The sequence below is a fragment of the Micromonospora sp. ALFpr18c genome (genome assembly GCF_008868155.1).
GTDB lineage: Bacteria > Actinomycetota > Actinomycetes > Mycobacteriales > Micromonosporaceae > Micromonospora.
In genome coordinates this window covers 1-12,515 of sequence record NZ_WBKR01000187.1, presented here as the reverse complement: position 1 = coordinate 12,515, position 12,515 = coordinate 1, and the positions used below count along the sequence as shown (strand labels likewise).

Annotated in this window: 13 protein-coding genes; 2 read left to right on the top strand and 11 right to left on the bottom strand. The window is 72.3% G+C overall.

Going from position 1 to position 12,515, the window contains the following annotated elements; all coding sequences use genetic code 11:
- Positions 1-297: 297 nt before the first annotated feature.
- The 3 genes from F8271_RS25425 to F8271_RS25415 all read right to left on the bottom strand — a co-directional run bounded on the left by F8271_RS25425 (position 298) and on the right by F8271_RS25415 (position 4,070).
- Entirely contained in the window at positions 298-927 is a 630-nt protein-coding gene (locus F8271_RS25425) for a hypothetical protein (RefSeq protein ID WP_151492350.1), read from the bottom strand.
- Between the two features lie 13 nt (positions 928-940).
- Complete coding sequence (locus F8271_RS25420) at positions 941-2,725, bottom strand: DUF4012 domain-containing protein (RefSeq protein WP_225854746.1); 1,785 nt, start codon at positions 2,723-2,725, stop codon at positions 941-943.
- A 100-nt stretch (positions 2,726-2,825) separates the two neighbouring features.
- Positions 2,826-4,070 carry a glycosyltransferase family 4 protein gene (locus F8271_RS25415; RefSeq protein ID WP_151492348.1) on the bottom strand — a complete coding sequence of 415 codons (1,245 nt, stop codon included), beginning with the start codon at positions 4,068-4,070 and terminating at the stop codon, positions 2,826-2,828.
- Positions 4,071-4,238: 168 nt separating this feature from the next.
- Here F8271_RS25415 and F8271_RS25410 point away from each other — a divergent pair, with 168 nt between their 5' ends.
- Complete coding sequence (locus tag F8271_RS25410) at positions 4,239-4,793, top strand: low molecular weight phosphatase family protein (RefSeq protein WP_151492347.1); 555 nt, start codon at positions 4,239-4,241, stop codon at positions 4,791-4,793.
- Here the strand turns inward: F8271_RS25410 and F8271_RS25405 are convergent.
- On the bottom strand, positions 4,774-6,237 hold the full coding sequence (locus F8271_RS25405; RefSeq protein WP_151492346.1) for a polysaccharide biosynthesis tyrosine autokinase: 1,464 nt from the start codon (positions 6,235-6,237) through the stop codon (positions 4,774-4,776). The genes F8271_RS25410 and F8271_RS25405 overlap by 20 nt on opposite strands.
- A gap of 336 nt (positions 6,238-6,573) precedes the next feature.
- On the opposite strand from F8271_RS25405, the gene nhaA reads away from it, so the two are divergent.
- The gene (nhaA, locus tag F8271_RS25400) at positions 6,574-7,932 is read left to right on the top strand and encodes a Na+/H+ antiporter NhaA (protein ID WP_151492345.1); all 1,359 of its coding nucleotides are present in this window, start codon (positions 6,574-6,576) and stop codon (positions 7,930-7,932) included.
- A gap of 13 nt (positions 7,933-7,945) precedes the next feature.
- Here the strand turns inward: nhaA and F8271_RS25395 are convergent, their stop codons facing one another.
- From F8271_RS25395 to egtB, 7 genes are all read right to left on the bottom strand, one after another.
- The gene (locus F8271_RS25395; RefSeq protein ID WP_151492344.1) at positions 7,946-8,143 is read right to left on the bottom strand and encodes a hypothetical protein; all 198 of its coding nucleotides are present in this window, start codon (positions 8,141-8,143) and stop codon (positions 7,946-7,948) included.
- Complete coding sequence (locus tag F8271_RS25390; RefSeq protein WP_151492343.1) at positions 8,140-8,454, bottom strand: hypothetical protein; 315 nt, start codon at positions 8,452-8,454, stop codon at positions 8,140-8,142. Before F8271_RS25390 ends, F8271_RS25395 begins: the two co-directional genes overlap by 4 nt.
- A gap of 14 nt (positions 8,455-8,468) precedes the next feature.
- The gene (locus F8271_RS25385) at positions 8,469-8,831 is read right to left on the bottom strand and encodes a DUF1622 domain-containing protein (RefSeq protein WP_151492342.1); all 363 of its coding nucleotides are present in this window, start codon (positions 8,829-8,831) and stop codon (positions 8,469-8,471) included.
- Positions 8,832-8,870: 39 nt separating this feature from the next.
- Positions 8,871-9,458 carry a TMEM165/GDT1 family protein gene (locus F8271_RS25380; protein WP_151492341.1) on the bottom strand — a complete coding sequence of 196 codons (588 nt, stop codon included), beginning with the start codon at positions 9,456-9,458 and terminating at the stop codon, positions 8,871-8,873.
- 218 nt (positions 9,459-9,676) lie between these two features.
- The gene (gene egtD, locus F8271_RS25375) at positions 9,677-10,642 is read right to left on the bottom strand and encodes an L-histidine N(alpha)-methyltransferase (RefSeq protein WP_151492340.1); all 966 of its coding nucleotides are present in this window, start codon (positions 10,640-10,642) and stop codon (positions 9,677-9,679) included.
- Positions 10,643-10,692: 50 nt separating this feature from the next.
- Positions 10,693-11,439, bottom strand: a complete 747-nt coding sequence (egtC, locus tag F8271_RS25370; protein ID WP_151492351.1) for an ergothioneine biosynthesis protein EgtC — start codon at positions 11,437-11,439, stop codon at positions 10,693-10,695.
- A 40-nt stretch (positions 11,440-11,479) separates the two neighbouring features.
- On the bottom strand, positions 11,480-12,515 hold a 1,036-nt coding region (gene egtB / locus F8271_RS25365), incomplete at its 5' end, for an ergothioneine biosynthesis protein EgtB (protein WP_151492339.1).

Here is a 12,515-nt window from a genome sequence, read left to right as displayed (position 1 = left end):
AGCCAGCCACCATTCCACCGCCCGAGTGCGGCCGGTCACAGCCCACAACCCCCACCACCGGACAAACCACCCACCCCGACGCGACCGGCCACGACCCCACATCGGGCAATCACCGGGTGATCCACTCAGGTTCAGCGAAAACGGGGTATCCGGGACGGGGTGACACCCCAGTTTCATTGATGCCGAGTTGATCGCAACGTCGGGCTGGGCATACAGGACGGGCTGGCGCCCGTCGGATCAGGTCCGACGGGCACCAGCCCCAGGTGAAGTCCGGGCACTGCCCGGTGGTGACACCGATTAGTGCGCAGCCCCGCCGAAGCGCTGGCGGCGACGCCAGGCCAGGGTCAGCAGCAGCATGATCGCGCCCGCGCCGACCAGGCCGCCGCCGAGCTTCATGGGCGTGCCGATGCTGTCACCCGTGACGGGCAGCGGCTGCTTCTTGTGCAGCACCCGCAGCTCGGTGCTGGCGGTCCGGCCGGATTCCCGACCGGTGGCGGTGAAGGTCAGCAGACCCGTCGCCGACGGCTTGTAGCTCTTGGTGAAGCGACCCTGGGCGTCGGTGAACGCCGTGAAGCTCAGCGGGGCGCTCGCCTGGTAGGCCACGGGTGCCATGGCGACCGTCGTACCGTCGCTGCGCCGCGCCGGCGCCTGGCCGGCCGCCGGAGCGGCCAGCGGGGTCACCGACACCACGATGTCGACAGTCTCGTTCGGACCGAATCCGGTGCCGGTCAGCACGACCGTCTCGCCGAGGAAGATCGTCGGTCGGTTGACGGTCAGCGAGGCGGCGGCCGGCGGATACGGCGGCGGCTGGGGCGGGTCTGTGGTCGCGCTGGGCGCCGGCTGCGGCTGTGCCGCCCCCGCTGCCGTCGGCACGGCCACCACGGCCAGGCCGACCGTGAGCGCCATGATGATGCGGGATAGCCGCATGATTGGTTCCCTCCTACTGGTCACAGCTTGGTGCGGAATGAACTTGGGTGGTCCACGGGCTGGCGGTGGGGGTCAGCCACAGCTCGGCTCGCCCGACGCCGGTCTTGGCCGTCAGCACGGTGGCCTCCAGCACCCGTTCGGAGCCGGGGCCGACGTCGACGTTGGCCGTGGCGACCTGTCGGCGACGTTCGGTGCCGCTGCCAAGCGCCGTCTGGACTCCGTCGAGCCGGCCCTCCAGCACCGCGCCCCCGGCCGGGCTGAAGATCGACACCAAGGTGCGAGCGGTGTACGGATCGCCGGCCAGGCCGAGGCCGAGTACCGACTCACTGAGTCCGGACTTCGGCGCCGTCGAGCGCAGGGTCACCCGCAGTCGGAGCTCACGGCGACCGTCGGGTCGGCATTCGCCGACTGTCAGGTTCGCCGTCGGCCGCAGGTAGTAGCCGAGCTTCGCGCCGCTGCCGTCGTTGAGGAACACGCCGACCGTCGGCACGGTGTCCTGTTCCGGAAGCGTCCCGGCCATCCGGCTGTCGCCGAATGTCCGCTGTTCTTCAGGTCGGGCACTCCAGAACAATATCCGGCGTTCAGTGATAGCACGGTCAAATGCGGACAACAACACCCGTGGGTTGACATTCTTCTTGAAAAAGGCGTCAAACACCGCAGCGGCCGACGCCGCGAAGAAGTCGTCCTGTTGCTTCACGTTCAGCCGCTGGTAGCTGTCGTTGAGCAGGGTCTGCACGACCTTCTCGCTGGCCAGCGGGACGCCACCGGGCACCAGCACCGGACCGGTCGCCTTGAGCAGGTACGACAGCACCACCGGGTCGACGGCGAGCACGCCGTCGACGGTGGTGCCGGTCTTACGCCGGAACATCTCCCGGTACAACGCGGCGGCGGTCGGGAAGTGCGGGGTCAGGTTGACGTCGGCGGGATAGATGCCGGGCAGGTCGGTCCAGAGTGCCCGGGTCTCGGCCGGCAACTTCAACGCCGGCGTGAACTGGCCCAGGGACGCACTGCTGCCCTGCGCCCCCATCTGGACCGTGCCGTTCTCGGCCTCGATCATGGCGTACGCGCCGAACATGCCGCCGGTGGCCCGCAGCTCGGCCAGGTTCTGTGAGACCAGCAGGTAGCGTCGCGGGCCGTTCGCGCCGAGCAGTGGCGGCAGCAGCCGGGCTCCCTGGTCGGCGGCCGTGGTGAGGCTGGCCAGGCGGTCGATCTCGGCCCGCAGGTCGGTGAGCGCCTGGCGGATCTGGTTGACCAGGCGGTCGGCGGGCACCACAGCCAGGTCCCGGCGGGTGCGCTGCACCGCCTCGCTCACCCGGGACAACTCGGCGGAGACCGAGGTCAGCCGGGCCAGATCCAGTCGGCCGCCGGACGGCACGAGGCTGGTCAGGTCCGTCCGGAGCAGGGCCGGGAACGCCTGCCGGGCCAACTCGTCGATGGCGACCGAGATCTGGCGGACCGCGTCGAGGTCGTCGCCCGCGATCGGGGTACGCCGGGCGAGCGCCCAGCCCGGGTCGGCGGTCGCGGCTCGGGCCGCGCCGGACTGCTCCTGAAGGGCGGCGAGGGTTCGCAGGGCACGGTCGGTGTCCCCGCCGACGACCTGGGCGCTCAACTCGCGGGCGAGGCCAGCGGCGTTGAGCAGGTGGGAGCGCGCCTGCCAACCACGGAAACCGATCCACCCTCCGATCGTCAGCAGCAGCGAGCAGACCACCAGGGCGCCCAGCAGCGCCCGTCGCAGTCGCGCGCGTCGCCGGCGCCGGGACCGGCTGCGCCGCCGGTGCGGTCGTTCGCTCTCCGTCACACCACTCTCCATCCCAGGAACCGGACAGAAGATCCGATTTCCCCTGACCGTTCTTAGCACGCAAAGCGCCATCCCGTACCGTTTTGGCGCTTCTCGTCCTTTAAGCGAATTTCATTCGTGAGGCGGTTGGTTCCGCGGCGCGGCCCGCCGCCTCGTGCAGCAGCCGCTCGATCTGGTCGACGCCGGCCGGCAACGACATCTCCCGCAGGTACGCCTCGCGGCCACGGCGACCCATCTCGACGCGTGCCGGGGCGGGGATGGTCGCGGCCAGCCAGAACCGGTCGGCCAGCGCGGCCCAGTCCTCGGGCGGGCAGGACAGTCCCGCCCGGGCCCGTTCGACCAGCTCGGCGGTGTCTCCCCCGGCCGAGGCCACCACGGGCGCGGCGCAGGAGAGCGCGGCCTGCAGCTTGCCCGGGACCATGCCCCGCAGCTCCGGCAGATCGCGCAGCATGACCAGCTGGTAGTCGGCGGCGGCGTACAACTGCGGCATGTCGACCGGCGAGCGCCGCTCCACGAAGCGGATGTTCTCCGCGCCCAGCTCGGCGGCGAGCCCCCGCACCCGCCGCTCCTCGGCACCCGAACCGACCAGGACCAGATCCATCGTCCGGTCCAACGCCGCGGCCGCCCGTACCGCCGTCTCCAGCCCCTGTCGGGCGCCGATCGTGCCGGCGTGCATCACCACGCACCGTCCGTCGCGGCGGACCAGTTGGCGGGCCGCGGCGTCCGGCGTCGCCGGGTGGAAGATCCGTTCGTCGGTCCAGTTCAGCACCACCCGGACCCGGGACGGATCGGCGCCGGCGGCGACCACCAGGTCCCGCATCGACGGCGCGGCCACCGCGACCCGCGCGGCGGACCGGTAGATCCGGGTCATCGCGGTGGACATCCGCGTCGCCCACCGTCCGTCGCCCGCCTCGCCGTCGCCGTCGCGCGCCCAGACGTCCTGCACGTGCACCACCGCCGGAACCCGCCCGAGCAGTCGCAGCACTCCGGCCGCGGCGAACGTGGTGGCCGGCAGTTGGAAGACGTAGAGCGCGTCGACATCGCCGAGGACCCGGCGCGCGGTCATCGTCGCGCTGCCCGCGAAGGACAGGTAGCTGGCCATCCGCGCGCCGGTGGACGTGCCGGCCCCCGTGTACCTCGGCACCCGCCGGACGGTCAGCCGTTCGCTGTGCGTCTCGTGGTGCCACCGCTGCCGCCAGCCGGGGTAGACGTGCCCGCCGGGATAGTCCGGGAAGCCGGTGAGCACCCGGACCTCGTGCCCGCGGGCGGCGAGGGCCTCGGCGAGGCTGCCCGGGATGAAGGCCGGCTCGGGCGGGAAGTGGTACGACAGGATGCCGATCTTCACCGGGGCACCGCCGTCCACCACGGATCGGCCCCGGTCGGCGCGGCAGCACGTCCGGCGGGCAGCCGGCCCGCGTACGATGCCGACAACCCCTCCCCGCGCGGCCACCGGCGTCGACGCACCGCCCTCGCGGTGCGGCCGGCCGTGTCCGCACCGACGGAAGGGGCCACCATGGCCGACCGTGTGCTGTTCGTCTGCCACGCCAACCTGTGCCGATCGCCGATGGCCGAGTACCTGGCCCGCCGGCTGCTCGCCGACCAGCCGGTCGCGCTGTCCAGCGCCGGCACCGACGCGATGGACGGGCTGGCCATGCACCCGTACGCCCAGCGGGTCGCGGCCGAGGGCGGCGCGGACCCGGCGGAGTTCCGCAGCCGGACGCTGCGCGCCGAGTACCTGACCGACGCGACGCTGGTGCTGACCGCGACCCGGCGCCAGCGATCGGTCTGCACCGCGCTGGCACCGGCGGCGCTGCACCGCACGTTCACCATGCTCCAGTTCGGCCGGCTGGCCGCGGCGGCCGAGCCGGCCACCGAGCGGGCCGACGACCCGTTGGGGGCCGCGATCGCCGCCGCCACCCGCGCCCGGGGGCGGCTGCAACCCGCCGCCCCCGACGCGGATGACCTGCGTGATCCGATCGGCGGCACCGCCGCCGACTTCCGACGGTGCGCGGAGGAGATCGAACGGGCGTTGCGACCCCTCGCCGCGCTCATCGGGGCAGCCGGGTGAGCTCCTGGGTGCGGTCGCTGACGCCGTTGACCCCGCTGCCCTCGCTGTGCCTGGCCGCCGACCTGACCCGGTCGGTCGGCACCGACGGCGTGGCCGTCGAGGCGACCACCCGGTAGGCCTCGTACTGGTACGCCTCGGCCTTGGCCACCTTGGCCATGTTCAGCACGCAGCCGAGCAGCCGCACCGACACCGAGTGCAGCGAACGGGCCGCCGCGGCCACCTGGGTCCGCGACGTACGACCCTGCTGGCTCACCAGCAGCGCGCCGTCGGCCTGGACGGCCACCACGACACCGTCGGTCACCGCGAGCAGTGGCGCGGTGTCGATGATCACGATGTCCGCCGACTCGCGCAGGGCGAGCAGCAGGTCGGCCATCGCCTTGGAGCCGAGCAGTTCGCTCGGGTTCGGTGGCGCCGAGCCGCTGGGCAGCACCAGCAGCGACTTGTCGCCCCAGCGCTGCACCACGTCACCGACCTGGACGTCGCCGACCAACACGTCGGTGAGCCCGACCCCGGCGTCCATGCCCAGGTACTCGTCGATCTTCGGGCGGCGCAGGTCCGCGTCGACCAGCAGCACCCGCCAGCCCGCCTCGGCCAGCGCGATGGCCAGGTTGCAGGAGAGCGTGGTCTTGCCCTCTCCCTGCAGGGCGCTGGTCACGGCGATGACCCGGGCCGGCTCGTGCACGTCGACGAAGCGCAGGTTGGTGCGCAGTTTGCGGACCGCCTCGGCGCGCGCCGAGGTCGCGGCGTCGCCGACGATCAGCGGCGCGGTGCGGGCGCTGCTCTCGAACGGGATCTCACCGAGCAGCGGGCTGCCGGTGGCCCGTTGCAGCCCGGCGGCGTCGCGCAGCCGGACGTCGGCCACGCCGCGCAGGATCGCCAGGGCGACGCCGAGCACCAGGCCGAGCAGCCCGCCCAGGGTGAGGTTGCGGGCCGGCTGCGGCGATACGGGGCTGGCGCTGACCCGGGGGCCGCTCACCACCTCGATCTTGATCGGAGCCTTGCCGTCGGGTGGCGTCTCGACCTTCTGCACGAGTTCGACGAACTTCGCGGCCAGGGTCTCGGTGACTCGCAGGGCCCGGGTCTGGTCGGTGTCGGTCACCGACGCGCGCAGCAGGACGGTGCCGGTCTCGGTGGAGGTCGCCACCCGGTGCTGCACCTCGTCCGCGGTGAGCCCGACCGGGGTCTCGGCCACCACGCTCTGCGCCAGCCGGTCGCTGGTGAGCAGGTCGGCGTACGACTTGACGCGCTGCTGAAGGAAGAGGCCGCCCTGATAGGCGTCGCTGATGCCCTGGTTGGGGGTGGTGACGAAGAACGTCACCGAGGCGACGTACCGGGGTTGGGCCCGTACGGTCACGAACGCCGAGAGACCCAGGGCGACCATGACCGTGACCAACACGAGCCACCAGTGCCGACGTACGTGCCGCAGTTGGCGGAGCAGGTCCATCAGGAGCGCCTCCGTGCCGGTCCGGTTACGCCAAAGAACTTCACGAAAACCCCCAAGGTCGTCTTAAACTCGTGAAACCATTAAAGCTGCCCATACGGCTTATGTCCGGAGTTATGTACTTTCAGCGGCGAACATGTGTGCCCGCATGACCAACCCGACAGAAGGCCATTCGGCAGCGGCGATATCCGGGAAAAGTCGACAACCGATCGGCCGGCCCCCCTTCCGCCCCGTGGTCGCGGCGACGCGCGGTCCCGGATAGGGTCGACAGCGGTGTGCCGGGAAGTCTGGTCGGCGAGTGGATTCCTGCCGTCCCCACACCCGAGGTGAGCCGCACACATGGCCGACCACACCCCACCGTCCGACCGGTTCCGGCTCTTCTCGCGATCGTCCTGGCCGGAGGCGCGGCACCTGGCCGACGTCCTGCGGACCGAGACCGTCGGCGGCGCGCTGCTCCTGCTCGGCGCCGTGCTCGCGCTGATTTGGGCGAACTCCCCCTGGGTCGACTCGTACGTCCGGCTCGGCGACTGGGTGCCCTGGCCCGGCGGGGCGCGCTGGCATCTCGACCTGTCCATGGCCACCTGGGCCGCCGACGGCCTGCTGGCCGTCTTCTTCTTCGTGGTGGGGCTCGAACTCAAGCGGGAGTTCGTCGTCGGCGAACTGCGCGACCCGCGGCGTGCCGCGCTGCCGGTGGTGGCCGCGCTCGGCGGCATGCTGCTGCCCGCGCTGATCTACGTGGCGGTCGTGCTGGCCGGGGGTGGGCCGGGGCTCCGCGGCTGGGCGATCCCGACCGCCACCGACATCGCCTTCGCCCTCGCCGTGCTCGCGGTGGTCAGCTCACACCTGCCCCAGGGCCTACGCGCCTTCCTGCTCACCCTCGCCGTGGTCGACGACCTGTTCGCGATCACCATCATCGCGATCTTCTACACCGCCGAGTTCCATCCCGTACCGTTGCTGGCCGCGCTGGTGCCGATCGGGCTCTTCGCGCTGCTGGTGCGACGCGGACGCACCTGGTGGTGGGCGCTGATCCCCCTCGCGCTGGCCGCCTGGGCGCTGGTGCACGCCTCCGGGGTGCACGCCACGGTGGCGGGCGTCCTGCTCGGCTTCACCGTGCCGGTGCTGGCGCGCCGCCGCGGCACCGGCGACGCCTCGACCGCCGCCCCACCGGCCGACGCCGACACCGACGCCGGTGGCCTCGCCGCGCACCTGGAACACCGGTGGCGGCCGGTGTCCGCCGGATTCGCGGTGCCGATCTTCGCCCTGTTCGCGGCCGGCGTCACACTGCGCGGCACCGACGTGGGCGCCCTGCTGACCGACCCGGTGGTGATCGCCATCGTCGCCGGCCTGGTCCTCGGCAAGAGCGTCGGCATCTTCGGCTCGACCTACCTGCTGGCCCGCTTCACGCGCGCCGAACTGGACGAGGACATCAGGTGGGCCGACCTGCTCGGCATCGCGCTGCTCGCCGGTGTCGGCTTCACCGTGTCGCTGCTCATCGGCGACCTGGCGTTCGGCGCCGGCAGCGTCGCCGACGACCGGGTGAAGACCGCCGTGCTCGCCGGGTCGGTGATCTCCGCCGGGCTGGCCGCCGTCGTGTTGCTGCGCCGCAACGCCGCGTACCGCCGGGTGGCCGAGCGGGAGCGGTTGGACGCCGACGGCGACGGCGTGCCGGACGTCTACCAGCGCCCCGCCGGCCGCTGACCGGGTCGCGGGCTCAGCGACGGCGCTCGGCGGGCGGCTGCTCCTCGGTCTCCTCGGCCAGCGCCTCGGCCGCCGGTGCCGTGAGGTCGTCGCCCGGCACCGCCACCGCCTCGGCCTCGTCCTGCTCGTCGGGCTTCCCGCCGGGAGGCGGCTCGGGCGCGGTGGCGCCGCCGGAGTAGCCGTACTCGTTGGGTTCGTCGTGCCGGCTCATCTCGTGATCCTCCCGCTTTCGCCCGTTTCGCCTCTCACCGCCAACGGTAAGTGGTGATCGTTCGTGGCGCAGGACGCCGACGATTGTCCACCCGACCACGGCGGCGTGGTGCCCAGCGCCGCCCCGAGCAGTTGGCGCAACGCGACGATCACCGCCACGCCGGCCAGATCGGTCCAGCCCGGTCCGCCGGCGAGCCGGAGCAGGGCCGCCGCGGTCAGCAGATCCAGCAGAATCCGGATCGCGGCGCGGCCGGCACCCGTGAGCAGCACGGTCACCACACCCACGACCAGAGCGAGCGCGGTGACCGCCACGGCCAACGCGCCTGTCACGACCGGCGCTCGCCCTCGGCCACCTGCCGCTGCTCCTGGCGGATCTCCCGACCCAGGAAGTAGTTCAGCGCCGTCCGGATCGTGGCGATGGCCGCCAGCTGGCCGATCTGGGCGAACGACGGCGACACGGCCGTCCGCAGCACGTCGGCCGCCAGTTGGAACTCCAGACCCAGGGTCAGGAACCGGCCCAGGCTCAGCCGGATCGGAGTGAAGACAGCGGCGGTGCGATGTCGCAGCCCCTCGACCACGAACCGCACCGCCGCCCAGACCGCACCCACGAAGATCACCAGAGCGCCGGCGACCTCCACCACGGCGACCAGCACCTCGTCGCCGTGGCGCAACAGCTCCGCCGGCCCCACCCCGGGCCGTTACCCGCGCACGCAGCGGCTAGTCGACACTCAGGTCAGCTCGTTCACCGCCTCGAGGATCAGCCAGAGACCGGAGATGGCGAAGAGGATCGCGGCGCCGTACCTGATGGTCTTCTCCGGCAGCCGGCGGCCGAGCATCCGGCCGACCAGGATGGCCAGGGCGTCCGCCGCCACCATGCCGATGGTGGAGCCCAGCCAGGTGCCGAACCAGCCGTACTTGGTGGCCAGGGTGATCGTCGCGAGCATGGTCTTGTCGCCCAGCTCGGCCAGGAAGAACGCCACCGACACCGCCACCAGCGCGGTCCTGTTCGTCTTCTCCGCCTTGCGCTTCTCCTCGTCGGTGAGCTTGTCCCCCCGCAGGGTCCACGCGCCGAAGCCGAGGAACGCCACACCGGCCACCAGCGAGATCCACTCGGTGGGCAGCACCGCCCCGAGACCCGCGCCGATCGCGACCGACGCCAGGTGCACCACCGCCGTCGCGACGGTGATGCCGATCAGCACCGGGATCGGCTTGAACCGCGTGGCGAAGGTCAACGCCATCAACTGGGACTTGTCCCCCAGTTCGGCGACGAAGATGACGCCGAAGCTGACAACCAGCGCGGCGAGAAATCCCTCCATGACATCCTTCCCGTTTTCACACCGGGAGGAGGTACAGGGGCGCCCTCGACCCGGCTGCAACAGCCTGAGTCGAAGGTCTCGCCCGCCCCGGAGACCGGGGCCGCGTGGCCGGATGCGGAACGCACCAGTATGTCGACCACGACATTGGGGGCTACTCCCCTTCGCGTGACCAACCCTATCGGATCACCCCGGAGACCGCCCGGGGTGGGTGAACAGGCTCACCGAGCCCGGGCCAGCGTGACCCCGAACAGCCCGTCCGGGTCGGTCCAGAACTCCGCCACGGTGAAGCCCGCCGTACCCAGCTCCGCGGCGATGCCCGCCGGACGGAACTTCGCCGACACCTCGGTGCGCAACTCCTCCCCCGCCGCGAAGTCCACGGTCAGGTCCAGCACCCGCACACTCATCGGCCGGGTCGCGCGCAACCGCATCTCGATCCACTCGTGGTCCGGGTCCCAGAGGGCGACGTGCTCGAACGCGGCCGGGTCGAAGTCGGCGCCCAACTCCCGGTTGATCACGCGCAGCACGTTGCGGTTGAACTCGGCCGTCACCCCGGCCGCGTCGTCGTACGCGGGCACGATCACCGACGGATCCTTGACCAGGTCGGTGCCGAGCAGCAGCCAGTCCCCGATCTCCAGCGCGGTACGCATGGCGCTCAGGAACTCGACCCGCTCGGCCGGCAGCAGGTTGCCGATCGTGCCACCGAGGAACACCACCAGCCGCCGGCCACCGGTCGGCAACCGGTCGAGCTGGCGGGTGAAGTCGCCCACGATGCCCCGCACCCGCAGGCCCGGATAGTCGGCGGCGATCTGCGCGGTGGACGCCAGCAGCGCGCTCACCGACACGTCGAGCGGGACGAACGTGCCCAGCCCGCCCCGGCGGGTGAACGCGTCCAACAACAACCGGGTCTTCTCCGACGAGCCGGAGCCCAACTCGATCAGGGTCTTGGCGCCGGTCAACGCCGCGATGTCGGAAGCGTGTTCGGCCAGCACCGTCCGCTCGGCCCGGGTCGGGTAGTACTCGGGCAGGCGGGTGATCTCCTCGAACAGCTCACTGCCCCGCGAGTCGTAGAACCATTTCGGCGGCAGCCACTTCGCCTCGGCGGTCAACCCCGCCCGGACGTCCTCGCGCAGGCCACGCTCCACGTCCTGCTGCTCAAGGTAGATCTCCAACGGTTCCGCGGTCATCGGCCCTGCCTCTCTGCTCAGTCCACACTCGGATGCCCGACCGGTGCAGCTCACCGGGTCGGCAGTGGGCGTACCCGCACCTCGTTCACGGTGGCGACGACCAGGTGCCCCTCGGGCACCGGCCGCCATCCCGGGTCGTCGTCGTGCGGCTCGGAGGCCACCAGCACCGAGCCCTGCGCCGCGCGCACCGACAGCGCGTGCCCGGCCGCGCTGGCCACCACCCGCCGCCCGTCGGTGAGCAGCAGGTTCAACCGCGACCCCGGTGCCGCCGCGGCGACCTCGGCCACCGTCCGGGCGACCGCCTCCGCCGGGTCGTCGCCGGCGCGCAGCCGATGCCGCACCAGCGCCCAGAGCAGCGCCGAGTCGGTGGCGGCGTCCAGGGTCAGCAGGTCGCGCACCGGCAGCGTGGCGGCGAGCGGCACCACGGCGTCCGGCCAACCACGGATGACACCGTTGTGACTGAACAGCCACCGGCCCTGGGCGAACGGCGCGGCGGCGCCGTCGAGCACCGCCATCCCGACGGTGGCCGAACGGACCGCCGCGAGAACGGCGCCCGCACGGGTCACCGCCGCGAGATCCGCGATCGTCGGATCACTCCAGATCGGCTGGGCCCGCCGGTACCGCACCGGCTCGCCGTCGCCCGGATACCAGCCGACACCGAAACCGTCCGCGTTGATCGTGCCGCCGCCGCGCATGTCGCGCGGCGCCCAGGACTGGCGCGCCAACGAGTACACGGGGTCGAACAGCAGCTCGGCCAGGGTGACCGGCGGACCCAGGTAGGCCAGGTGACGACACATCAGCGAACCCCACCCACCGGCGGGCCGGACGCGGGGCGGCTCACCGGTGCGACTCATCCGGCCGGGCGTCTCGGGCACACCGAAAGCCGCTGAAGATCTGCCGGCGGATCGGATAGTCCCAGTTGCGGAAGGTGCCCCGGCAGGCCGACCGGTCCGTGCCGAACGAGCCGCCGCGCAACACCCGGTAGTCGTCGCCGAAGAAGACCTCGGAGTACTCCCGGTAGGGGAACGCGGTGAAGCCCGGATGCCCCCGGAAGGTCGTCGACGTCCACTCCCAGACGTCGCCGATCAGCTGGTGCACGCCCAGCGGTGAGGCGCCCGCCGGGTACGCGCCCACCGGGGCCGGCCGCAGGTGACGTTGATCGAGGTTGGCGTGCGCCTCGGTCGGGTCGTCGTCGCCCCACGGGAAGCGGCGGGACCGGCCGGTCGCCGGATCCCAGCGGGCCGCCTTCTCCCACTCCGCCTCGGTCGGCAGCCGTTTGCCGGCCCACGCCGCGTACGCCTGGGCCTCGTAGAAGCACACGTGCACCACCGGCTCGTCCGGGCGGACGCGGTCCCACCGGCCGAAACGCCGGTACGACCAGCCGTCGCCGTCGCGGTGCCAGTGCATCGGGGCGTCGAGCCGCTCCTGGACCCGGTGCGCCCAGCCGGCCGGGCTCCACCAGCGCGGGTCGGTGTAGCCGCCGTCGGCGATGAACGCCTCGTACTGACCGTTGGTGACCGGCGCGGCGTCGATGACGTACGCCGGCAGGTCGACACGGTGGGCGGGACGCTCGTTGTCCAGAGCCCACGGGTCGGTGTCGGTGCCCATGGTGAACACACCGGCCGGGACCAGCACCTCGCCGCTGACGCTGGCGGTCGGCTCGGGCGGCGCCGGGGCGTGCAGCACCGCCGACCCCGCCCGCAGCTGGTGGGTGGCGAGCATCGTCTCGTCGTGCTGCTGCTCGTGCTGGACGATCATCCCGAAGGCGAAGCCGTCGGCGACCAGCGGACGCTCGGTGAACCGCACCGCGTCGAGCAGGTCGTGCACCTTGTCGCGGACGGTGCCCAGGTAGGCGCGGGCCTCCGCGGGGGGC